Source organism: Corynebacterium sp. UBA4397 (assembly GCF_002390965.1).
GTDB classification, from domain to species: domain Bacteria; phylum Actinomycetota; class Actinomycetes; order Mycobacteriales; family Mycobacteriaceae; genus Corynebacterium; species Corynebacterium flavescens.
In genome coordinates, this window is sequence record NZ_DGRD01000008.1 from 49,705 (window position 1) to 71,988 (window position 22,284).

At 59.1% G+C, this 22,284-nt stretch carries 21 protein-coding genes; 3 read left to right on the top strand and 18 right to left on the bottom strand.

The annotated features are described in order from the left end of the window. Positions 1–39 precede the first annotated feature (39 nt). The 4 genes from B2696_RS02205 to B2696_RS02220 form a co-directional block, all read right to left on the bottom strand. Complete coding sequence (locus tag B2696_RS02205; RefSeq protein ID WP_286953722.1) at positions 40–1,416, bottom strand: MFS transporter; 1,377 nt, start codon at positions 1,414–1,416, stop codon at positions 40–42. An 823-nt stretch (positions 1,417–2,239) separates the two neighbouring features. Further along, the gene (locus B2696_RS02210) at positions 2,240–2,401 is read right to left on the bottom strand and encodes a hypothetical protein (RefSeq protein ID WP_170216818.1); all 162 of its coding nucleotides are present in this window, start codon (positions 2,399–2,401) and stop codon (positions 2,240–2,242) included. Positions 2,402–2,494: 93 nt separating this feature from the next. Beyond that, a complete protein-coding gene (locus tag B2696_RS02215) occupies positions 2,495–3,196 on the bottom strand; it encodes a YceI family protein (RefSeq protein WP_075729795.1) in 702 nt (233 codons plus the stop codon). Positions 3,197–3,202: 6 nt separating this feature from the next. Continuing rightward, positions 3,203–3,541: a hypothetical protein gene (locus tag B2696_RS02220; protein WP_075731110.1), complete on the bottom strand. Its 339-nt coding sequence runs from the start codon at positions 3,539–3,541 to the stop codon at positions 3,203–3,205. 127 nt (positions 3,542–3,668) lie between these two features. Between B2696_RS02220 and B2696_RS02225 the strand changes: the two genes are divergently transcribed. Continuing rightward, entirely contained in the window at positions 3,669–4,043 is a 375-nt protein-coding gene (locus B2696_RS02225) for an RNA polymerase-binding protein RbpA (protein WP_276622096.1), read from the top strand. A gap of 106 nt (positions 4,044–4,149) precedes the next feature. Here the strand turns inward: B2696_RS02225 and B2696_RS02230 are convergent, their stop codons facing one another. Genes B2696_RS02230 through B2696_RS02240 form a run of 3 tightly spaced genes read right to left on the bottom strand, consistent with a single transcriptional unit; the run spans position 4,150 to position 7,232 of the window. After that, positions 4,150–5,046: a polyprenol monophosphomannose synthase gene (locus B2696_RS02230; RefSeq protein WP_276622094.1), complete on the bottom strand. Its 897-nt coding sequence runs from the start codon at positions 5,044–5,046 to the stop codon at positions 4,150–4,152. Beyond that, the gene (gene lnt / locus B2696_RS02235; RefSeq protein ID WP_286953723.1) at positions 5,043–6,578 is read right to left on the bottom strand and encodes an apolipoprotein N-acyltransferase; all 1,536 of its coding nucleotides are present in this window, start codon (positions 6,576–6,578) and stop codon (positions 5,043–5,045) included. The genes B2696_RS02230 and lnt overlap by 4 nt, the downstream gene beginning before the upstream one ends. Beyond that, positions 6,579–7,232, bottom strand: a complete 654-nt coding sequence (locus tag B2696_RS02240) for an FxsA family protein (RefSeq protein WP_286953724.1) — start codon at positions 7,230–7,232, stop codon at positions 6,579–6,581. A 94-nt stretch (positions 7,233–7,326) separates the two neighbouring features. On the opposite strand from B2696_RS02240, the gene B2696_RS02245 reads away from it, so the two are divergent. Beyond that, the gene (locus B2696_RS02245) at positions 7,327–8,163 is read left to right on the top strand and encodes a cobalamin biosynthesis protein (protein ID WP_286953726.1); all 837 of its coding nucleotides are present in this window, start codon (positions 7,327–7,329) and stop codon (positions 8,161–8,163) included. 25 nt (positions 8,164–8,188) lie between these two features. Here B2696_RS02245 and B2696_RS02250 read toward each other — a convergent pair whose 3' ends face one another. Next, positions 8,189–8,977 carry an SDR family oxidoreductase gene (locus B2696_RS02250; protein ID WP_286953727.1) on the bottom strand — a complete coding sequence of 263 codons (789 nt, stop codon included), beginning with the start codon at positions 8,975–8,977 and terminating at the stop codon, positions 8,189–8,191. Continuing rightward, complete coding sequence (locus B2696_RS02255; protein ID WP_286953728.1) at positions 8,978–10,105, bottom strand: M24 family metallopeptidase; 1,128 nt, start codon at positions 10,103–10,105, stop codon at positions 8,978–8,980. It abuts the gene before it with no gap. Between the two features lie 79 nt (positions 10,106–10,184). Between B2696_RS02255 and B2696_RS02260 the strand changes: the two genes are divergently transcribed. Beyond that, positions 10,185–10,847, top strand: coding sequence for a S1 family peptidase (locus tag B2696_RS02260; protein ID WP_286953729.1), 663 nt, complete (start codon positions 10,185–10,187; stop codon positions 10,845–10,847). Positions 10,848–10,919: 72 nt separating this feature from the next. Here B2696_RS02260 and B2696_RS02265 read toward each other — a convergent pair whose 3' ends face one another. The 9 genes from B2696_RS02265 to arc all read right to left on the bottom strand — a co-directional run bounded on the left by B2696_RS02265 (position 10,920) and on the right by arc (position 22,227). Continuing rightward, the gene (locus B2696_RS02265) at positions 10,920–13,736 is read right to left on the bottom strand and encodes a DEAD/DEAH box helicase (RefSeq protein WP_286953730.1); all 2,817 of its coding nucleotides are present in this window, start codon (positions 13,734–13,736) and stop codon (positions 10,920–10,922) included. A 20-nt stretch (positions 13,737–13,756) separates the two neighbouring features. Further along, positions 13,757–14,818, bottom strand: a complete 1,062-nt coding sequence (gene tatC / locus B2696_RS02270) for a twin-arginine translocase subunit TatC (RefSeq protein ID WP_276622168.1) — start codon at positions 14,816–14,818, stop codon at positions 13,757–13,759. A gap of 188 nt (positions 14,819–15,006) precedes the next feature. After that, positions 15,007–15,285 carry a Sec-independent protein translocase subunit TatA gene (gene tatA / locus B2696_RS02275; RefSeq protein WP_075729802.1) on the bottom strand — a complete coding sequence of 93 codons (279 nt, stop codon included), beginning with the start codon at positions 15,283–15,285 and terminating at the stop codon, positions 15,007–15,009. A gap of 68 nt (positions 15,286–15,353) precedes the next feature. Continuing rightward, a complete protein-coding gene (locus B2696_RS02280; protein WP_286953731.1) occupies positions 15,354–16,313 on the bottom strand; it encodes a helix-turn-helix transcriptional regulator in 960 nt (319 codons plus the stop codon). Beyond that, entirely contained in the window at positions 16,313–17,377 is a 1,065-nt protein-coding gene (locus B2696_RS02285; protein WP_286953732.1) for a helix-turn-helix transcriptional regulator, read from the bottom strand. The genes B2696_RS02280 and B2696_RS02285 overlap by 1 nt, the downstream gene beginning before the upstream one ends. Before the next feature lie 84 nt (positions 17,378–17,461). Then, positions 17,462–18,841, bottom strand: a complete 1,380-nt coding sequence (gene pafA / locus B2696_RS02290; RefSeq protein ID WP_286953763.1) for a Pup--protein ligase — start codon at positions 18,839–18,841, stop codon at positions 17,462–17,464. Positions 18,842–18,892: 51 nt separating this feature from the next. Further along, positions 18,893–19,084, bottom strand: coding sequence for a ubiquitin-like protein Pup (locus B2696_RS02295; protein ID WP_075729805.1), 192 nt, complete (start codon positions 19,082–19,084; stop codon positions 18,893–18,895). A gap of 69 nt (positions 19,085–19,153) precedes the next feature. Then, the gene (dop, locus tag B2696_RS02300; protein ID WP_286953734.1) at positions 19,154–20,671 is read right to left on the bottom strand and encodes a depupylase/deamidase Dop; all 1,518 of its coding nucleotides are present in this window, start codon (positions 20,669–20,671) and stop codon (positions 19,154–19,156) included. Next, a complete protein-coding gene (arc, locus tag B2696_RS02305; protein ID WP_286953735.1) occupies positions 20,656–22,227 on the bottom strand; it encodes a proteasome ATPase in 1,572 nt (523 codons plus the stop codon). Before arc ends, dop begins: the two co-directional genes overlap by 16 nt. Positions 22,228–22,284 lie beyond the last annotated feature (57 nt).

Genomic DNA, 22,284 nt, shown 5'->3' on the forward strand with positions numbered 1-22,284 from the left:
CGGGGAGCTGCAGCAGGCTAGGGGACTGCCAGCACGGGTTTAGACCTGGTTGAGGTCAACCTTGGACAGCTCTTTCATGCACAGGACGGCGATCAGCGTGATGACTGAAACGATGATCAGGTAGTAGCCAACCCACGCGATACCCGCGTTGGCCACCAGCCACGTAGCAATGAAGGGAGCGATGGCCGCGCCCAAGATGGAGGAGACATTGTAGGAAATGCCCGAACCGGTATAGCGGACGTTGGTGGGGAAGAGTTCAGGCAGGACCGCAGACATTGGGCCAAAGATGAGGCCCATGATGAACATGCCAATGACGAGGAAGGCCAGAACCGAGGCGGTGGTAGCGCTGTCGATGCTCAAGAAGAATGGGAAGGTAAAGCCAAAGGCGATCATGATGAAGGAAGTGGCTATGAGGACAGGCTTGCGTCCACGCCTATCAGCCAAGATGGAGGCACAGGGGATGCCGACCATGAAGGCGAAGATAGAGATCAACTGGATTTCAAGGAACTCGATGTAGTGAATACCCAGGCCCAGACCCTTGCTCGGATCCCCGATGCCATAGGACAGGATCCAGGTGGTAACCAGGTAAAACAGGGTGTAGCACGAAACCATGACGAAGGTGCCGACAATCATGGGCTTGGTAGCGGTCTTAAAGGCCTCAGCAACTGGGCGCTTGGCCTTCTTGCCGGTATCGACAGCGTGGCGGAAAATGGGAGTCTCTTCCAGCTGGAGACGGACGTAGAGGCCGACCAAGACCATGACAGCAGAACCCAGGAACGGCAGGCGCCAGCCCCACTCCATGAATGGACCGGTGACATCGCCGCGCGTGTAGTCCATTGTGGCAACCAAGGTCAGGAAGAAGCCGTTAGCAATCAAGAAGCCGAAGGGTGCACCGAATTGCGGCCACATGGCGGCATAAGCGCGCTTGCCCTTCTCAGCGGTCTCGGAGGCCAGCAGAGCGGCTCCGGACCATTCTCCGCCCAAGCCTAGGCCCTGGCAGAAGCGCATCAGAGCTAGCAGTGCGGGAGCCACAATGCCGATATTCGCGTAGGTGGGAAGACAGCCGATGACGAACGTTGCAATACCCATGGTCAACAGCGCGCCAACCAATGTTGCCTTGCGTCCAATGCGGTCACCGAAGTGGCCGAAGAGGATGGAGCCCACCGGACGTGCCACGAAGGCGAGGCCGAAGGTGGCAAAGGACTGAAGCAAAGCTAAGGTCGGGTCCTCGGTCTTTGGAAAGAAGAGGAAGGGGAAGACCGCGACGGCCGCGGTGGCATAGATGTAGAAGTCATAGAACTCGATCGTGGTGCCAATGGTCGAGGCAAAAGCTATGCGACGGCGGTCCCGTTTACTTAAATGTGCAGTTGAACCAGCCGCTGGCTGCTCGGACTGCTCCGTGGTGGCGATGGACATGTGGTGATCCTGTCAACTGAGAGAGATTATAACTACCTTATGGACGATAGGTGTCCATATAATGAAATGTCAAGTCCATTCAATGAGACAGTGACAAGTCGCATGGTGCTGGGTGCGAGTACATTGTGAGACATCGTGTGAAGGGTGTCCGCGGCGAAGAGCGCTCTACGCATTCCATGCATTTATGGTGTCGTATGGTGTCGGCTTCGGCGTTTGCTGTCCATCGCCGATCACTGGCGCCTGCCAGGCGGATTCATCAAAGCACGCGCTTGTCGATGCCGTCTGGTGCGGTAGCTACATCGGCGCTTGGAGGGGGTGCGGTTGGTAAAGTTTGACAGAACACAACCAGATGGGGAGGGCGACACAAGCCCTAAATGACATAATGTACATTATCGGACAATAATGGATAGCGATGAAGCGCTATGTGCGGGCTCTGTGCTGTTGTAGGTACTGTGCACCTTCTGGACCGACGGCTGTTTTCCCTGACGCTTGGCCGCTTAACCTGGACGATAAACGCGCCCTGAAGGTTACCGTTGCGCTTTTACTGCCGCGGATCGCACTGGGCTTCTTTAATGTGCGGCTGTGTGTCCGTGTGTCCGTGCGACCGTGCTATCTTAAGGCACCGCCCGTGTGCCGCGAGGCATGTGCTTGGCGGCGTTACGTTGGGAGTGTTCTCATGCTGGGGTGTAGCCCGGGCGTGCCCCGGCCGCTTGTCGGCCCTCGAACTATTGGAGACGCTCCCCGCCTAGGTGCGGTTATGGCCCCTATTAAAGTAACTGTGACTTTATAAGGGTGATATGGCTTAGCCGCTGAGACGTGATACTTAGCTGCGATAAGCCCGTAAAAGTTGCCACGCTGTAAGCCCCACCAACGCGACGGCAACGGACAAGACTATCCACATGGATTGGAAGCCGACGAAGATGATAAACCCGAGTAAGACCACGAGCCTAAACCACAGTGCCGGAATGATGTGTCGCGAGGACATTTTCACCACCTTGTTTCGATACTCGGCCACGGAGCCAACTGTGAGGGCTCAATGCTAGATGCTCAGTACTAGACCAAGTCTAAAGCAAACGGCCTATTGCTTGGCCAGTGCGATACGGATATTGACTTCGCCATTCTCCGCAATCTTGGCGGCGATCATGTCAGGGGTTTGGATGTCATAATCTAGGCGGTTGACGGGAATGGTGCCGCCCAGCAAGATGAGGTCCCCGTCGCGCACGACGTCGAAATCCTGCGTGACGGGACGCTTCGCATCCTTGATTTGCAGGTCACCAGTGAGCTTGACTTTGGCCACCGAGCCGTCATCCGGCACCGCGGAAAGATCCGCAGGCTGAGTGATGTTAAAGCTAGACTCCGGGTACTTCTCGGTGATGAAGAGCTTAGACTTCATGTTCTGGTCACGGACCTTCTTATCCGTACCCAGCTGAGTCATGTCCACGGTAATGGAACCGGACTCCAATACTCCCCCGTCGATGCTGGCCTGGCCTGTTACGGCAGTTGTAGAACCCGAGGTCCTCGTACGTTCAGCCGGAAGGACCTCGTCAAAAGTAAAGCCCACGGAGGAATGATTGCGGGGATCGCCCTTGACAACCTTCCAATCGCCGTTGAGATCAGTTGATGCTGCCTTCAGCCGGGAAGTATCGATAGGCTCGGTCTTGACGCCCTTGCCCATGAAAAGTGAATAAAAAACCGGCCCGAGCGCCACCGCGCTGGCCAGAGCGATAAGCACCACAAACACGCTGATGACGAGCTTGCGGTTACCAAGAACCTTGTTCATTGTTTCCTATCTTAATTCCTCTAGTTCGCGTGCTAATACTACAAGCTCGGCGCACAACTGTGTTAGTTCTTCACTTGCGGCACCCTCTTTGGAGGCCGTTGCAACGTCTTCTGCGGAGCAACGAAGCTCAAATAGGCCATCCCTTAGAGCATTTGCACGCTGTGGCGACAAGATGACCGCGTCTGCGGGAATCGAGGTGCCAGAAACGTTATTGCGCTGCTCATAGGCACGTTGCTTGCACGAGGCGCTGCAGAACTTGCGTGGTCGACCCCGCCCGTTAGGAGGCAGCTCTTTCCCACACCATTGACAAGATCCCCTGTGCTGGTCACGACGTACGGTACGGATCACCCCAAACACCTTAGCCCATTTAGGCGACCGTGGGAACAAACTTACCTACCAGTCCGTTATACTTATTGTTCTTTGGGCGTTAAATTAGCGCCCAGCACAGGGATTTTGAAAAGGATGATGTTGCATGGCAGATCGCGTACTCCGTGGCAGCCGAATGGGTGCCGTCAGCTACGAAACCGACCGCGACCACGATCTTGCGCCGCGGCAAATGGTTAAGTACCGGACCGAGGCGGGCGATGTCTTTGAGGTTCCTTTTGCGGATGATGCAGAAATTCCTGAGGAATGGATGTGCAAAAACGGACAGCTGGGCACCCTCATGGAGGGGGAAGGCGTAGAGTCCAAGCCCGCCAAGCCACCGCGTACCCACTGGGATATGCTGCGTGAGCGCCGTTCTATGGAAGAACTGGAGTCTTTGCTCCAGGAGCGCATGGATCACCTCAAGTCGCGTCGCCGTTCGGCAGCTCGCCTGCTCAAGGAGCAGCAAGAGGCTAATAAGTAAGTCTCTGTGACTGACTCTTATAGAGTCAGCACGCACAAGAAGAAGTGCCTAACTCACGCCGCTGGTGGCGGCCGAGTTAGGCACTTTTTGATGGGTAGTCAAGGAACTACTTAGTCTTGAAAGAGTCCCACTCGTGGCGAGCCATGCGCGATACCTCGCCAAGGAAGTCTTTCATATTGTTGCTCGCAACGGAGACGGCCTTCTTGCCCTCTTGCAGCTTGCCATCTTTGAGCTCATGGGAGGCCATGCGCGATACTTCGCTGGCAAGCTCCTTGGCTTGCTCGGCACGGTGAGCCAAGCCCCACTTCGAGACCTCGACGAGGGAGTCTTTGACAAACGAGCCGTCCAGCTTGGACTCACCAAATTCGCGTTCGGTGAAGGTGATGGGTACTTCGCGCACGTCGAAGCCCTCCTTGACCGCGCGGAACGCGAGATCTACCTGGAAGATGTAGCCGGCCTTGGAGAGCTCATCGAAGTCGATGGACTCGAGCAAGCTACGGCGGAATGCGCGGTATCCGGCGGTCATATCGGACAGGCCGGCACCAAGCGCGAAAGAGATGTAGAGGTTACCCAGACGCGAGAGGTACTCGCGCGAAGCCGGCCAGTTGACGGTCTCCCCGCCCGGCACATAACGCGAGCCAATAACCAGATCGGCGCCTTTGTCGATCTGCTCGAGGAGCAAGTGCAGCTGCTCAGGGGCGTGCGAACCATCAGCGTCCATTTCACACAGCACCTCATAGTCACGCTCAAGGCCCCACTTGAAGCCAGCGATATAGGCCCCGAGCAGCCCGCCCTTGCCCTCACGGTGCAGGACGTGAATATGATCGTTGCTCTCAGCGTACTTATCAGCCAGATCGCCGGTCCCATCGGGAGAATTATCATCGACGATCAAGATGTGGACGTCCGGGGTTGCCTCGAGGACTCGACCGGTAATGAGAGGGAGGTTCTCAATCTCGTTGTAGGTGGGAATGATCACCAAGGTGGAAGATGTAATAGTGCTCACGGCGTACTAAGCTCCTCAATCGTTTTCTTTGACTTGCGCGGCGCGCGCGGCAGCCGGTTGTAACGCAGCGCAATGACTGCGCAGACGATTCCAATGATAGCCATGAGCCATTGCAGGAGCGAACCAAAACGCACAGCAAAAGTCTCTCCCTCCCGCACGGGAAGGGTGGCTATGAGGTGATCGGGCTCAAAAATCTCGGTCTGTTGGCTCACAGAACCGTCCGGTTGAACTATAGCCGAGACACCTGAGGTGGCGGCCACCACCACTGCCCTATCCGTCTCCAGCGCGCGCAACCGGCTCATCGCCAGCTGCTGATAGGTCATATCGGAGTAGCCAAAGGTGGCATTGTTGGTGGGCGAGACTAGGATCCCCGCACCGTGGCGAACCGAGGAACGGAACGCCTCATCGAAGGAGACCTCGTAGCAGGTAGCAACGCCCACCGCGATTCCCGCCATGTCGACTACTCCCGGCCCGTCACCTGGTTTGAAGTCCCCTGCGTAGTCCACATAGGAAGAAAAATGCCGGAAGAAGTCCCTCATGGGCATGGTTTCCCCGAAAGGCTGCAGGTACTTCTTGTAGTGGTGCTCGCCAACGCGGGAATCGGGGTAGAACACCTGCATGGTGTTGCGCTCTCCCACAGCGTCTTCCGTGAGCGTGCCCACCAGAATTGGGGCCTTAATGGCGTTTGCAGCGGCGTCGACTAGCGTGCGGGCCTGCGCGTCCTGGAAAGGATTGACATCGGAAGAGTTCTCCGGCCACAGCACGAGATCGACTTGTGCCCCCTCGCGCGCGGCGCGTTGGGTTTCCATGACGTGGTTACTCAACACTGCGCGGCGCTGTCCCTCGAAATCCAGTCCAGTGCGCGGCACGTTACCCTGAATGGCCGCTACCGTTACCTCACGTTCTGTCTTGGCGGGATTATTGACGCCTCCCTCCGCCAGCAGCCCGGCGACCAGCGGAAGAACTACGGCCGCAAGGCCAGCTCCCCGCAGGCGCCAGCTGTTGGCTGCGAAGGTTCCCACAAGACCCATTGCGCAGGCCACCGTGGCAAAGGTAATGAGCGCCGGGCCTCCCCAAGGCGCGAGATAGGCCAAGGGGCCATCGATTTGGCCCCACGCCAGGCGTACCCAGGAAAACCCGCCAAAGGGCACCGAAGAGCGCAAGAGCTCCACCGCCACATAAAAGAAAGGGAAAACAAGGAAGCCCCAGCGCCACCTGGAGATCGCTACCCCTCCTATGCCTAAGAGCAGGGAATACAACGACAACCAGAACGCCAACGCGATGTAGGGAAACTGGCCGACGAGCTCGCCTATCCACGGTAGCGTGCATAGGTAGAGGACAAAGCCGTGCGCGAAGGCGAAGACGGCACCGTACCACGTAGGAATGGTACGCCCGCGCCAAGGCATGAAGCTGACGTATAAGAGGGCAATGCCGACTATTCCTGCCGGCCACCAGCCCAGGGGCTTGACTGAGACAAAGGTGATGCCGCCTGACGCTAAAGCTAGCGCCAAGCGGCCAAGGGATATAAGCACTTATTTACCGCCGCGGGGTGAATCAGACGGTCCCTCAGAATCGTCGGGGTGGTCTGTACGTTTGGTGCCTTCGGTGCCTCCAGGGGAGGTGAAATCCTCCGGTGATACCTGCTCGGACCAGCGGTGGATTTCCTCCTCCTCGATGACTTCTGCGCCGGAGCCCATGCCTCCCATGCTGGGGTGGGCGCTCCCTGCCGCGGCGGTGGGCGGTGTGCCAAAGCTGCCATAGCTGGCGTGGTTATTGTGCATCGGGGATGCCTCGTACATGCGCGCCCCGACATTCTCAATTTTTCGGTACAAAGACGCAGCGGCGATGGTACGGACAAACGCGCGGGTAGGCGGGAGAATCAGCAAGATGCCCAGTCCCGTCGATACGAATCCCGGCATGGAGAGCAAGAATCCACCCAACAGGGTTAGGCCCACGTTGCCCGCGGTCTTTCCCGCTTGGCTGCTGTCCATGTAGTAGACGCCGTCTTCGCCCTTGACTACCTGGTGGCTCATCAGGCGGCGGACCTCGAAGCCTGCGATGGACATTCCGAAGAACATGCACACGAATAGTGCAAGCAGTGCCCACCCCAGGCCGATCCACTTCGACGCGGCCCAGAAGGCAAGTGTTTCGAGGAAGATATAAACAAAGAAGACTAAAAACGGCATGTCCCTACCCTACCCAGAACGGCTGTGAATTTGATGCGAGGCGCGAAGAGTAAGGAAGCACAATTGGAGGATCGTGCACGGCTAGACTAGCCGCATGGCTTTACCCTTGATGTTCAACAGCCGCACCGGGCTGATAAACAATGATTACGCCGATTCCGTGCGATTTCACCCTGCGGGAGGCGCGATGACTGGGCACGATTGGCAGAACTTGGCAGAGATGGCGCAGCAATTGGGTGACGGCGCCATCCACCTGTTGCCCGGTTCCGCGGCGCAGGTACACGGCATTTCACACCCACCCGACGTGCCGAATTTCTTGCGGGATCATCCTATAGGTAGCGCGCCGACACCGCTATTGGCTTCCCCGTTGTCTTCGCCTGCCAGGGATGCGGCCCGCGCCCTAGCACAGCATACGAGCGCTGAGACAGATTCTCGCGCGCTACTTCCAGGCCTACTCGTGGGCATAGATGGCGGAGCTGGTGACGTAATGGCGCAGCGTCCCGCACTCGGGGCCATTTGGCGTGGACCAGGCTACGAGGTCATCGAGGACGCAGCGCCGACTGGCAATGTGGTGGCTATTGATGAGCTCGCAGCGCTTATCGAAGCCGCGATAGCTAGGGAAGCATCTGCACCTGAGACAGACAGTGCCAAGACGGTAGAACTCATCACTCCCGAAGCCGAGCACTTGCCTATCGGATGGCTGCCTGACAAAGATGATCCAGCTCGTGTCAGCCTCGGCGCAGGCTTAGCCGATGGGCTTCTCTCCGCCGAGATAGCGGCGCTCCTAGGGCGGTTGGAGGTCGATATCAGCATCACCCCGTGGCGAGGGTTGCTCTTTCACGACCTCCCGGAAGGCGATGCCGAGGTCATAGTGAAAGTACTGGCGCCGCGCGGTTTCACCTTCGATATCAACTCGCCGGAGCTGTCCTTCTAGGGGCTTTCTTTCATGGGCAAGCTCGCTAGCGGGGCATGTGCCGCCACAAGGGACGCGGAACGCAGCGCATAATCCATGCGAGGATTCGCAAGGAGGAAGGAATCCACAGCGTGCGGCTGCGCAGTCGGGGCAGGCAGACGGAGTCCTGCACTGCGTCAGTCCCCTGCCCGTGCGCATCGATCACCGATTTATCCATTGCTTCGACGACGGCCATGGCCACGTCGGCTGGGGTCACTGAAAGCGGAGCCGGCTTCATGCCCTTGGTCATTGAACCGATGACGAAGCCGGGGCGAGCGGTCAGCAAAGCCAGGGGTCCCGCATGCAACCTATCGGCCAAGCCTTGGCAGAAGGCGTCCAGGCCAGCCTTGGTAGAGCCGTACACGTAGTTGGCGCGCCGCGCTCGCCAACCGGCTATCGAAGAAAAGGCCACGATATAACCGCTGCGCATCTGCGAGGCCAGCACTGTGAGCATCGATACTTGCGCAGCATAATCCACGACCGCGATGTCGTAGGCGTGCGCCTCGTCCTCCTCGGCCCGGGTCTGGTCGCCGAGAATCCCAAAGGCAACGACGGCGACGTTGATGTCACCGGCGAGTGAACGGGCGCGTTCGAATACCTGCCGGTGTTCGGCTTGGTTGCAAGCATCGAAATCAATGATGTGGACACTGGCCGCCGTTGTTGACAGCGCATGGACGAGATCCTCCATGCCGTGTGCGCCACGCGCAGCAAGGACAACGTCATTTCCAGGCGCTAGCCGTGTGGCAATCTCGCCACCGATGTCGCTGCGGCCTCCCAGGATGAGTATGCCGGCCACTTAACGCAGCTCCCGTGGGCCGTCGTTCAAGCAAATGCACTCGGCGTCACCGACCACAACGATGTCCTCCAAACGCATGCCCCACTGGCCGGGCATATAGATTCCCGGTTCGATGGAAAAGGCCATGCCAGGCTGCAAAACTACCTCGTTGCCGCGCATAATGAAAGGCTCCTCATGCGTGGAAAGCCCAATGCCGTGGCCAGTGCGGTGAACAAAATACTCCCCAAATCCTGCGTCACTGATGATGCGGCGTGTTACCTCATCGACCTCGGAGGCGGTGGAACCAGCAATTGCCTGTGCACGGCCGGCGGCTTGGGCTTTGAGGAGGACATCATAGGCCTGGGTGAAGCCGGCAGGCGCGGCATCAAGGTCACCGCCGACGATATATGTGCGCGTGCAATCGGAATGATAGCCAGAAGGCAGCGTTCCGCCGATATCGACGACCACCGGGTCCCCGTGCTCCATAACGCGATCGGAGAAGCTGTGGTGGGGGTTTGCTCCATTCGGCCCAGAGCCGACGATGACAAAGTCCACCTCAGCGTGCTCACGCAGGATTTTCTCGTGCAGCTGTGCGGCTACCTGTGCCTCCGTTAGACCTGCCTGCAAAAGCTGTGGCACGGCGTCATGGACCGCATCGATGGCTGCGCCCGCCTTGCTCAGCTCGGCGATCTCGGCAGCGTCCTTGCTCATGAACAGCTCCGCCAAGGCATAGGTGGCCAGGCTGAACTCCGCGTGGCTGAGCAGTTGTTGGAAACGCAGAACGTGGTCGGCCGTCAAAGAGGAACCGAGGGCTACCCGCTTGGGTGCTTCCACGCCTTCCAAGGCAATGCTATAAGGGTCCTCTCCGTCTTTCCAACCGCGGATCTCCACGCCCATCTCCCCCAGCGGAGAGGAAAAAAGATCCTGGTAGTCCGTCTGCGGGGCCACGACGCGACAGTCACCTTGAGCCGGGATCACAAGCGCTGTGAGGCGCTCGTGGGAAGACATCCACGAGCCCGTTAGGTACGCAAAGTCCGCTCCGGTGCCGACGATGAGCAGATCGATCCCCGTGCTCGCCACAATGCTCTGAGCCTTATGTAGGCGTTCAAGATAAACAGAGGGAGCGAAACTTGTCGGAGTAAAAGTCATGCCAGACATGCTACCCGTGCCGCTTACGCGGCCTCGGGTGCAGGGACACTGGCCAGAGAGTGCAGCTAGGGTATGTAATGTGAACCTAAGACAGATGCTCCCGGAGGATGCGAGGCGCGCCACGGTCCGGCTAACTGCGCCGACTAGCTATTGTTCAGGAGTGCTCATTGCCGCAGACCTTGGCGCCCACTCAGAAAAGCCCACCGCCTTCGTGCTGACCTGTGCGCATTTCTTTCGAGGCCTTCCCGCCAATCCTGTTCCTGCCATCACAGTCACGGGGCCGGGATTTAGGCACACAGTGAGTGCGGTGAGGAGGATCCGTGGCACTGATATCGCCGTCGCCAAGCTTGACTCCCCCGCCCCAGCGCGGGCCCTGCCACCAGTCACCCGGCGCGGGGCGGTGTGGATGAAGCGCATTGTCACCTACGGCTACGGCGGAAGGCGCACCACCGCGAGTGAAAAGCCGGGGCGGGCGCTTATCACCCTCCCTCTGAGCCTTTCACGCAACCTCTCTACGCTTGTCGCCCCGGCCGGGCTGGTATTTAACCGCCCTGGGGCAATCAAAGGAGATTCCGGAGGCCCAATCTTTGGCGCCGGCGAGGTGCTCGCCACCCAGTCCCTCGTACTGGATCCTGCGGGTGTGCAAACTCCCTTGGCTACCACTTCCCTATTAGGCAGTCACCGCGGCGCAATTAGCCGTGCCATAGCGGCGTTGGGGACTGGGGACGTGAGCGCGAGCTAAGCGAGGGCAGCGAGCTCGGTAAACTCTGCAAACTCTGCAAGCTCAGTCGCGCTTGGCTCCTTCGCTGCCTTCTTAAGCTCCTATGGCCACGACCCCGCGTTGGATGGCATCGATAGCGCGGCGCGCATTACTGCGGATATCAGGTTCATATCCGGTCTTCGCCACCTGCTGGAGTAGATCGACAACCTGCCTGCACCAGCGCACGAAGTCACCTGGAGTAAGCTCCGCACCGGATTCTGCAGCGGCTGCAAGGCAATATCCCAACGGAGCACCGGCCGCCCACTGGTGGATAGCCAGGGCAAAACCCGGCTCCGGCTCCCGGGTTATGGGTAAGCTATGGCGCTTCTCGTCCGAGATGAGCTCGGTGTAGATGCGCCACGTTGCCTCCATGGCCACGCCCATGGCTTCCGTGGCAGCCTGCGGCTCGCCACCAGTGGCTTTACGGTTCTCAAAAGAGCACAGAGAAGCCACCCCCGCGAGTTCAGCTGGGTCAAGATCGTTCCAGATGCCGCGTTTGAGGCATTGAGCCACGAGGAGATCTGACTCGTTGTGGATCTGCGCGAGCCGCTCGCCTTCCTCGGTGATGACGGGAACGCGTTCATCCCCAAAGCCTTCAAAGACCACATAGTCCATCTCTGAGAGTAGACCAACGATGCGCTCGAAGGTGGAGGCCAGCGTGTCAGTAGCGCGCTTAACCGTCGAATTGAGCCTTGCCAGATCGCGCTCCCGCCGCAGCAGTTTCTGCACGAGGCGCGCCAACTGCTCGCGGTCCGTTGCCGGCCATCCATGAGCCGGGTGGCTGCGGATGGCTCGCCGCAACTCATCGACGCGGTGCGAGGGGCGCTGGCGTGGAGTCCGCCGCATCTTATGCGGACGATCATAATGATTGCGGCGGAAGGAATCCTCCACGAACTTAGTATTGCGCCGCGGATTCTTTTGCACGGGTCGCGGCAACTTCATGTGGCCGACGTGGATGGGCGGATTGTCAATACCGGCGGCGTCGATACGCCCTGACCAGCCCTGCTCTGTGGTGACCCAAGGGCGAGGATCCGCACTCTGATTGGCCGGAGTGATAACCACAGCCAGGACAGGATTCTTGCGGCCAGCCATAGCGATGACATCCCCGACCTGGAGGCGAGACAAGACTGCGGCCACCTCCTGCTTGCGCTGCGTATCCGAGGTAGATTTTGAAGATTTCTCTTCATCGCTCAACTCGCGGCGAAGGCGCACATAATCCACGATGACATCGACTGGATCGGACTCATCGAGGGTAGGCGGCGCTAGAGACTCAATGAGCTCGCTCAATTGTGCGCGCAGCTCGCGTACGCGGTGCTCGGCGCGTTCTATTTCCCGCGTCTCCTCCACCACGGAGTCATCCGCTTGGAACTGCGCGAAAGACTTCTCGAGTAGGCGCAGCGAATCCTCGAAGCCGAGCATTCCCAGGAGATTGACGGCCATGTTATAGCCGGGCTGGAACGTAGAGATAAGTGGATAAGTTCGGGTTGAGGCCAAGCCTGCTACTTGCCGTGGGTCCATTGCCGGTGCCCATTGGACTACAGCGTTGCCCATCGTATCAATGCCGCGCCGGCCCGCCCGCCCGGTGAGCTGGGTGTATTGACCCGGCGTGAGATCAACATGGGCCTCGCCGTTGAACTTAACGAGCTTTTCGAGCACCACGGTGCGCGCTGGCATATTTATGCCCAGCGCCAGGGTTTCCGTGGCGAAGACTGCTCGCACCAGCCCCTTGACAAAAAGCTCCTCCACGATGTGTCGAAAGGCGGGAAGCATACCTGCGTGGTGCGCGGCAAAACCGCGCGAGAGGGCCTCGCGCCAGCGCTTGAAATCCAGCACCTGCAGATCCTCTTCCGGGATGCCCTCGACCCCAGCATCGATGATGGACTTGATTCGCTCCGATTCTTCAGGCGAGGTCAGGTGCATGCGGCTGCGCAGGCACTGATGCAAGGCACCATCGCAGCCAGCGCGGGAAAAGATGAAGGTAATAGCAGGGAGCATGTTGAGCTCCTGCAGGCTACGCAGCACCTCCGGCCGCCCGAGGGGACGGTAGCGATCTTGAGCGCGCGGGGCGCCAGAGCGGCCTGCCCGCGATGATCCTTCCCCATCGCCGGAGCCACCCTTGTGCCGCGCCCGTGCCCGAAAGCTCTTGCGGGAGCTGTACTCCGAACGCCCTTCATCCGCAGTACCAGACTCTAGGCGCTGGATGCGGCGAACCAACTCGCCATTGACTTGGCCTTGGGTCCTCGGCTCAAACAAAGGGAAGATCTTCTTGCCCAGCATCATCCACTGATCCAACGGGACAGGGCGGTGCTCGGAAACAATGACGGCGGTGTCTCCGCGCACGGTGCTGAGCCAGTCTCCGAATTCCTCGGAGTTTGAAACCGTGGCGGACAGCCCAATGATGGAGACGTGTTCGTCAAGGTTGAGGATTACTTCCTCCCACACCGCGCCGCGCGAGGCATCAGCCAAGAAGTGGATCTCATCCATCACGACGTGGCTGAGCCTATCCAAAGCGGCGGACTCGGCGTAGATCATGTTGCGCAGAACTTCCGTGGTCATGACCACGATCTCCGCGCCCGGGTTAATGGAGACGTCCCCAGTAAGCAGGCCGATGGCGTCTTCGCCGTGGACGGCAACGAGGTCATGGTACTTCTGGTTGCTCAGCGCCTTAATAGGAGTGGTATAAAAGCACTTTGTGCCGCGAGCGAGGGCGACGAAGATGGCAAACTCCCCCACCACGGTTTTTCCAGCGCCAGTGGGGGCGCATACCAACACTCCATGGCCGTCTTCGACTACGCGGCAGCCTTGCTCCTGGAAGTCATCGAGGGGGTAAGGAAGTGTTGCGGAGAACTCTCCCAGCAGTGTCTGACTCATAGTGAATCAGGGTACCTTCCCTAGAGAACATCGTCGAAGTAGCCGGCGGCAGGACCTTGCGCGCCGCCGTCAGACTTCTTTTCTTCCTCTTCAGAATGACTTGCCTTGTCACTGTGAGACGCAACAGAGCCTGTGGGAGCAGTCGCAACTGAGGAGGCCGCGTTTGTGGGCTGGGTTGTTGACCCTCGTGCGGCCCCTGTTGCAGATGCCAGTGCGGAACTAGTCGAGGCAGGCGCGGAAACGGGAGTGGGCTTTCCTACTGCGCCGGGGCCCTCATCCAAGGGGGAAGCCGTCTCATCGTCGAGGTCCATCCACTCCGGACGTGTGTTATCACGGCGCTTGTCATTGATCCGGCAGAACTGGAAGGCCAGCTCAACAAGAAGTTCGAGGGAAGCCGCAAGCACAAACATGGAGAAAGGATCCTGGCCGGGAGTGACTGCCGCGGCGAAGATCATGATAACGACGAAGATGATCCGCCGCTTGTCCTTGACTGTTTCATACTCCAGCACGCCGATCATGTTGAGCGCGACAATGAGCAGCGGGATTTCGAAGCTCACACCGAAGATTGCTAACAAGGCCAGCAAGAAGTAGAAATACCTCTCACCTGTCAGCGCTGCAGTCTGATATTCGTCACCGAGCCCCATGAGGAACTCGAGTCCAACCGAGAGGATGAAGTAGGCCAAGACAGCGCCGAGAACGAAAAGGAGAACGGCGGTGCTGACGACGAGGAAAGTGACTCGACGTTCACGCTTGTGCAGTCCGGGCACCACGAAAGCCCACAACTGGTAGAGCCACACGGGCGAAGAGAGCACCGCACCGGCGAGGGCAGCGACCTTCACACGCAGCAACAGCATCTCAAAGGGGCTGGTAGCCAACAGGCGGCATTCGCCGTCTGCGGTAAAACTGGCGCGTTTATCTGCAGGAAGCTCACAATAAGGACCACGCAGGATCTCACCGAGCGGCTGCAAGCCGAAAGGCGCTTGCTGGTACCAAATGAAACCAATGGTGGTGCCAATGACGATCGCGATGAGAGCGATGACTATCCTGCGGCGCAGTTCTTGGAGATGCTCGATGAGCGTCATTTCTCCAAGCGGATTCTTGGGCCGCTTGGCCGAGCGCAGACGCCTAAAGGCGCCTAGTTTCGAGGCCCGCTGTTTTTGCGCGCCGTCCTTATCAGACATGCTTCATGTTCTTTCGAAAAAATGAGCGACCTACCTCTCGCTTTCCTTCCCCACAGGGAAAGGTGAAGGAAAAGGCAAGCCGCTGAAAACTACTGCTGCTGCTGGGTGCTGTCTTGGCCCTTGACGGGCTGAGTCTGTCCCGGCTGCATGTCGGAGCTATTCCAGAACTCTTCGCTGCTCTGCTTCGATGCGGCGATCTGACCCTGCTGTGCGGGATCTTCGTTCTCCGACTTCATTTCCTTTACCTCAGATTTGAAGATGCGCATGGAACGGCCCATCGAGCGTGCCAACTCCGGCAGCTTACGTGCGCCAAACAGCAACACGACTACGAGGACGATAAGTGCAATTTCCCAAGGTCCCAAACTCATGGGTTCCCCTTTTCTGAGTCTTAGACGCGGCGCGAAAACGCGGCCACAATACAACGTGTGATTACTGGCTACCGAGTATAGCCCTCGAGCGCCTTTTCTCTGCGCTCCGCGAGCGCCTCTACCAATTTTTTCGGGCCGGTAACCCGCAATCTATCGGACTCCCCCAAGGCGAAGCGGAGGAACCAGTCCACGGAACCAACCGGCATCGTGGCAGATAGGTAGCCATTTCCCACCGGCTCACCGAGCTTGATGTCGTGATAATCTGCTAACCATGTGAACTCTTGGTGAATCTCTAGTTGCACGTGTTGTGGGCGTTCCATCGCAAAGGGTTCCTCAGGATCGAAGTCGAGCTGCCGCAGATGCGGATTAGCCTTCTCATCGAGGATCTCAATCTCTCGCATGCGGTCGATCCTAAAGCGTCGATGCGCGTGAGCCTGCTCGTCCCACGCTGCGAGGTAGGTGTGGGAGTCCACGATAAAAATACGGGCAGGATCGACCACACGGTACTTTTCTTCGTCCGAGGAAGCGCTCCAATAGTAAAACGCCAGCTTCCTGCGCTCATTCAATCCCTGAGCCACTAGGGCTTGGGCCTGTGACTGGCGAGGATCAGCGGCGGCCAGAGAATCGTAGATGGCTGAGGTCTTCTCATCCATAATCCCGCGCAGCTTGGCTGCGGCAGAGAGCACAGCTGCCGAATCCACCAGACCCGGCATGGCCTCCAGCGATTCCAAGGTGAGCAGCAGCGCCCCGGCCTCCGTTGGAGTCAGGCGCAGAGGCTTGTCAAGGCCTTGGTCGTTGTAGATGGTGACACCGTCACGGTAGTTGAAGGACAAGTCGATCAAGTCCTCGGTCCTACGCCCTACGCCGGAGCAGAATAAGCGCTCCACCGCGTCCTTGAGCTCCTCCGGGCGCATTCCCAAGTCAGTCGCTGCTTCCAAGGGAGTCTGGTCCGGATGGGTACGAAAATAGGGAATGAGGTTCAAAGAACGCACTAGGGCTTGCAACTTCTGGGAGCCGTCAGCGGCCATTACTTCTTTCCTTTCTTCCGCGGGGATGCCTCCACAGGGTCTGTCGCTTCCGCAGGCTGAGCGGAAACAGACGTTACTGGGCCTTGCCTGCGTGTGCTTTCACCGCTCAACAAGGCGACTATCTCCGCACGAATCTCCTCTGGAGTTACCACGATGACCTCCGGTGCGTAGCCGGCAGCGGTGCGCACCAGCCAGTCCCGGTCGACACCCCGCAGGCGCACTAGGCCACCTTCCATCTGTTCACCAGCCTGGGAGATCTCCTGCGCACGGCCGGCTGGCACACGCACGACGGCGTCGACACTGTCCCCACGCTGCAGTGCCTTAACGACGAGTTCCTGCAGTGGGGCGGCGGGCTGGCGGTGAGTGGAAGAGTCCCGCGAGCGGCGCACGTTGCTCACGCGCAGGATCCTAAACACCCGGGTGGCCTGCTTGTCGACGTCCCAGCCCACCAGGTAAACGCGGCTGTAATGGTTGACTAATCCCCAGGGATCCATGCTGCGGCGCTGTGGCGTAGACGCTGGGGTGGGGCGATAATCAAAGACAATGCGCAAACCGGCGCGCACTGCGGTCAAGATGGCGGTGACTATATCCGCGCTGACGCGAGTGATGTCATTGTTTGCGGTATAAGCCGGAGCGCCGGAGAGATCTCGGGAGGCGCCCGAGGCCGCAATCTTGGTCCAGCCTGAGAGGCTGAAATCACTCAGGCCACCCGGCTGACCAATTCCGCCGGCAAGACCTAGAACCATGGCTTCCTCGGGGCTAAAGCTCACCGGGGGCAATTGATAGTCCTCATCGTTGAGGCGATACATCACCCCATCCTCCCCACTGCTGTGGACAATGGGAACGCCGGCACGCTGCAGAGTGGCCACGTCCCTGCTGATGAGTTTGGCAAAGGCCTCGTTGCTGCGCTCTTGATAGCCCTCGACGTTGAGGCGGATCCAGGCGGCGCTGCGGTCAGGGCTGCCGCCAGAGCCTGCTGCCCCTAAGAGAGAAAAGGCCAGGTTAGTAAGGCGTTCGACGGCCTCAGAGCGGGGTGTCGAAGCGGGTTCTTCCGCTTTAACCATGTGCAGGCTCCTTATCAACGTGTTTATCAAAAGTCTTCGGGCCAGTTTTCCTAAAACTAGGCGCCGCCAGGAAGGCCCAAGCTCTCAGGAGTGAAATTTCTCCATGTAAGCTAAGAGCTCATCCAAGCGTGGATCCTCCGCGTCGAAAGGATCGAGGAACTCCTCCGTGAGCGGCTCTGGGCGGTTGACTTTCAAGCGCGTCCAATCCACCGTGACATTGGCATTGAGTCTGTGTGCTGCGGCCAAGAACTTTCCTCGCAGTGCCGCACGCGTGGTGTCTGGCGCGTGATTGATGGCGTGCTCAATGGCCTCATCCTGCGTCCAGCGCGCGATCATGCCGCGGCGCAAAAGAATATCGTAGAGGCCTCTGCCTGCGCGAATATCGTGATAGGTCAGGTCAATTTGGGCGAGCTTGGGATGACCCCAGTCCCCGCCGAGCTTGTCACGGTAGCGTTCCACCAGCCCGCGTTTGATGATCCAGTCAATCTCCCGGTCGACCTTGCTGAAGTCTTGCGACTCTATGGCAGCCAAGACGCGCTCCCACAGATCCACTACGCGCCGCAACTCGGCGGTGGGTGTGCCAGCGTCTTCGCGCTGCTCCAACCAGCGTTTTGCTTGTGCGCAAAAGGCCGCCTGCACTTCGAGCGCGGTGACCGTGGAACCGTCCTCCAAGTGCAGCGGGGTACGGCCCGTGGCGTCGCGGGCAATATCCCGGATGCGGCTGATGGGTTTGTCGACGGCGAAGCGCGGGACGTCGAAGCCCGCCTCAAGCATCTCGAGCACGAGCAAGGTAGAGCCCACTTTCAACGCCGAGGTGGGCTCAGCCATGGAAGAATCACCCACGATGACGTGCATGCGCCGGAAGCGCTTGGAGTCTCCGTGCGGTTCGTCGCGGGTATTAATGATGGGCCGCGAACGCGTGGTGGCAGAAGAAACTCCCTCCCAGACCTGGTTTGCACGCTGGGACAAGAGGAACTTTGCTGGCTCATTGCCCTTGGCCGGAGCTATCATGCCGGCACCACAGATGAGTTGGCGGGTGATCATAAAGGGCAGCAGAGCCACGCCTAGATTTTTGAGGATCATGTGTCTACTGATGAGGTAGTTCTCGTGACAGCCATAGGAATTACCGGCCGAATCAACGTTGTTCTTAAACAGGTAAACGCTGCGCGCACAGCCTTCGGCCTCCAAGGCTTGCTCAGCCTTTCTAGCCAGCCCATCCATCACGCGATCCCCGGCCCGCTCATAGTTCATGAGTTGAGTAAGGCTATCGCACTCGGCGGTGGCAACCTCGGGGTGCGAGCCCACGTCGAGATAGAGCCGGGAGGCGTTGGGGCTAAAAATGTTGGAGGAAGAGTACTCATCGATGATGGGCCGGAAAAGCACGCGGGCGACCTCGTCGGGGGTCAGCTTGCGCTGCTCAGGGGTGGCGCTGGTGAATATCCCGTACTCGACCTCGATGCCCATGATGCGGCGGTTAAAAACGGGGCTGACGGCTGCGGAGGCTTCGCTCACGGACTATTCGCCGCCCTTTTGGACGTAAGAGCGAACGAATTCCTCGGCGTTGTTTTCTAGCAAACCGTCAATCTCATCGAGAAGATCATCGGTTCCGGCACTGTTGATGCTGACCTGGCCCGCGGCGACTTCTTCTGCCTCTGCGCCGTTGTCTCCGCCGGATTGGGAAGAGATCTGGGATTTTTCGGTCGACATGGACGTTTCCTTTCAGCTGTTATGGCTTGCTCAATGCTGTTATTGCTTGGGGCTTAGAATACTCGGCTTCTATGAATACTCGGCCTCTATGCCTAGTTGCTGAAGATTGCTCAGCAGCTGCTCGGCATTGGCGGAGCGAGCGAGAATCTCCCCCACCTGCTTTTCGGTGAGTTCGTGGGTATCATCTAGGGCGATCGTGGCCTCTCCGCCCGGCAGGGAAAAGGTCAGGCTCTGCCAGCTGACAGCGAGAAGCTGTTCGGCGAATGCTCGCGTGACCTCACCCCGGAAGTAGGCGCGGGTATCGCGCGGAGGCATGGTCGCCGCCGTGTCGATCTCAGCCTGGTTGACCAACTCGCGCATCCGGCCACTACGTACTAGGGCGTGATAGAGGGACTTGTGGGGGTCGATATCTGCGTATTGGAGGTCCACCAGCGCTAACTTAGGATCCGTGATGGCAAGTCCGCGATCGAGGTATCCCCGGATGAGGCGATACTTGGCCACCCAATCCAAAAGGTGCGCGGCACTGAGAGGGTCTTTCGCCAAGAGGGCCGTGACCTCGTCCCACGATTCGAGAACCTGCTTTTCTACCTCGGTGACCGCGGTGACACGACTGCGGTATTCCCCCAGCAGCTCTAGCGCACTCAAGCGCCGCCCGTCGCGCAGCGCGAGTCGATGGTGAAGGTCCACATCGTGGCTGACGCGCGAGACTTCGGCCACGGCGTCGACCAAGCGCAGATCACTGAAGTCCACGCCGGACTCGATGGCATCAAGCACGAGGGAAGTTATTCCCAGCTTCAAGAAATTCGAGGTATGAGACATGTTGGCATCCCCAATGATGACGTGCAGGCGTCCGAAGTCTCGCGCCACCGCATGAGGCTCGTCCCGGGTATTGATGATCCCGCGGTTGAGCGTGGTCTCCAGCGATATTTCTTGCTCGATGTAGTCGGCGCGTTGGGAGATTTGAAAACCGGCGCCGCTGCCGTCTTGACCTAGTCCTACCCTGCCAGCCCCGGTGATGACCTGGCGGGCAACGAAGAAAGGAATGAGCCCCTGCGCTATATCTTCGAAGTCTGTGGAGCGATGGTACTGGTAGTTCTCGTGCGAACCATAGCTCGCGCCTTTGCCGTCGACGTTGTTCTTATAGAGGCGCAGTGGCGGGCAGGGCTCGTGGTGCGAGAGCACCGAGGTATTCTGCGCGCTCAGCTCCGCCACTGCGGCGGCGGCTTGGCGCGCGACGACGTCCCCCGCGACATCGTAAAGCATGGCGTCGAAAGCATTGCTACATTCCGGGGAGGAGTACTCCGGGTGGGCGTGATCGACGTAGAAGCGTGCGCCGCTGGAGGTAACCACATTGGCTACGCCAATGGCGTTCGGATCAACAACCGGCACGGTTTTATAGCGCTTGAGATCAAAGCCACGGGAATCGCGCAAAGGGTGCTCCTCGGCGTAGTCCCAGCGCGAGCGTGCCCCTGTATAGAGCGCTGCGTAGGCCACGACTGCGTGAGTGGAGGAAACGATCGGCGAAAAGCCGGGATCGGTGGGAGTGGAAATCCCGTACTCGGTCTCTGTGCCTATGATGCGTGCCATGTGCTGCTCCTATAACCGAGTAACTCAACCCTAACCACCTTGGCTCCGCCCTGCGTGCCAGTTACGATCTTCGCCCAATCCTCCGGGTTCGCCGAGGTAGGAACGTACTCTGACTCCGCTTGCTCGGCTGCGATGGCCTGCTGCAGATGGCCAAACCTAATCCCAGCCGGCATCTCCAACTCAGTGCCTGCGGATGCCGTCGAACTACTGAGGGCATCCTTGATGGCCAGCTTCTTGGCGCGGGAGATGATGTTGGCGATCATGGCGCCAGAGACGAAGTCCCTGTAATGCAGATCCCGGGTCTCCTGGCTGTTGAAATGCAAACGCACGAAGGGACGCTCAGAGTAGAGCTCTTCGACGGCAGCATCGACTAAGAGATCGCGCTCCTCGGCCAAGGGCACTGTGGGGCCAAGATGGCGCTGGAAAATCTCCCGCGCAGCCTGACGGTTGGGGCGATTGACTCGTATCTTGATGTCGAGGCGCCCTGGGCGCATGATGGCTGGGTCTATCAACTCTTCACGGTTGGTGGCACCGATGACGATGACGTTGCTGAGCTGTTCGACTCCGTCGAGCTCGGTGAGCAACTGCGGCACCACGGTGGTCTCCATGTCCGAGGACACCCCGGAACCGCGGGTGCGGAAGATGGATTCCATTTCGTCGAAGAAGATGATGACTGGGCGGGAGGAATCCGTGGAGGCTAGCTCGCGGGCCCTTTCAAAAATAAGCCGAATGCGACGTTCGGTCTCTCCGACGAACTTATTGAGCAGTTCAGGGCCCTTGACATTAATGAAGTAACTCGAGGAGGTGCTTCCCATGTGCTTGGACAAGGAATTGGCAACGGCCTTGGCAATGAGGGTCTTTCCGCAGCCGGGAGGACCGTAGAGCAAGACGCCCTTGGGCGGGCGAAGATCAAAGGCACGGTAGAGTTCAGGATGGAGGAAAGGCAGCTCCACGGAATCCCGGATCTGGGAAATCTGGGCCTCAAGGCCTCCGATGTCCCCGTAAGAGACGTCCGGGACCTCCTCCAAAGACAGCTGTGCAATCTCAGTCTTGTGGACCTTCTCCAGGCCCAGCCCGGCCTTGGAGTCGACGAGGATGGTGTCCCCGGCGCGCACGTTCGCCCGCAGGGCGTCTGCCAATACAACGACTTCCTCTTCCCCGGAGGCGGTGGCCACGATGGCGCGATCGGTGCCGATCAGCTCGCTGATCGTGCCCAGCGCCCCAATTCGAGGGGTTTCGCAGGCCTCGACGACCACGAAACCGTCTCCCAAACGGACTTGCTGACCCACCTTGAGGGTTCCTGGCTCTAGGGAGGGCGAAATCTTCAGGCGCATGGGGCGCCCGTTGGTATAAACTTCGGCGTCTCGGCGTGAGTCATGCGCGCGCCCAGAGTAACCAAGGAACACTCCGTAGGTGGAAGCAGGCTCCGAGAGCGCATTGACCTCGGCGAGCATCTGCTGCAGCTTATCGCGGGATTCTTGCAGCAGACCAGCGAGCTTCACGTTGCGGCTGGAGAGCTTTTCGACCTGCTTTTCTAGGTCGGTAGTTACTTTCATAGATTCCACCCTAGCGCGCGAGGACTTCCGATAACTAAGGTTTGCCTACTTGAATTG

Coding starts and splice junctions, on each gene's coding strand:
- pafA (WP_286953763.1), bottom strand. CDS start 18,841: ATGGGCATCGAGGTCGAGTACGGGATATTCACCAGCGCCACCCCTGAG.
- B2696_RS02245 (WP_286953726.1), top strand. CDS start 7,327: ATGGCTTTACCCTTGATGTTCAACAGCCGCACCGGGCTGATAAACAAT.
- B2696_RS02255 (WP_286953728.1), bottom strand. CDS start 10,105: ATGACTTTTACTCCGACAAGTTTCGCTCCCTCTGTTTATCTTGAACGC.
- tatC (WP_276622168.1), bottom strand. CDS start 14,818: ATGACGCTCATCGAGCATCTCCAAGAACTGCGCCGCAGGATAGTCATC.
- tatA (WP_075729802.1), bottom strand. CDS start 15,285: ATGAGTTTGGGACCTTGGGAAATTGCACTTATCGTCCTCGTAGTCGTG.
- B2696_RS02280 (WP_286953731.1), bottom strand. CDS start 16,313: ATGGCCGCTGACGGCTCCCAGAAGTTGCAAGCCCTAGTGCGTTCTTTG.
- B2696_RS02205 (WP_286953722.1), bottom strand. CDS start 1,416: ATGTCCATCGCCACCACGGAGCAGTCCGAGCAGCCAGCGGCTGGTTCA.
- dop (WP_286953734.1), bottom strand. CDS start 20,671: ATGGCACGCATCATAGGCACAGAGACCGAGTACGGGATTTCCACTCCC.
- B2696_RS02240 (WP_286953724.1), bottom strand. CDS start 7,232: ATGCCGTTTTTAGTCTTCTTTGTTTATATCTTCCTCGAAACACTTGCC.
- B2696_RS02210 (WP_170216818.1), bottom strand. CDS start 2,401: ATGTCCTCGCGACACATCATTCCGGCACTGTGGTTTAGGCTCGTGGTC.
- B2696_RS02285 (WP_286953732.1), bottom strand. CDS start 17,377: ATGGTTAAAGCGGAAGAACCCGCTTCGACACCCCGCTCTGAGGCCGTC.
- arc (WP_286953735.1), bottom strand. CDS start 22,227: ATGAAAGTAACTACCGACCTAGAAAAGCAGGTCGAAAAGCTCTCCAGC.
- B2696_RS02215 (WP_075729795.1), bottom strand. CDS start 3,196: ATGAACAAGGTTCTTGGTAACCGCAAGCTCGTCATCAGCGTGTTTGTG.
- B2696_RS02225 (WP_276622096.1), top strand. CDS start 3,669: ATGGCAGATCGCGTACTCCGTGGCAGCCGAATGGGTGCCGTCAGCTAC.
- B2696_RS02295 (WP_075729805.1), bottom strand. CDS start 19,084: ATGTCGACCGAAAAATCCCAGATCTCTTCCCAATCCGGCGGAGACAAC.
- B2696_RS02265 (WP_286953730.1), bottom strand. CDS start 13,736: ATGAGTCAGACACTGCTGGGAGAGTTCTCCGCAACACTTCCTTACCCC.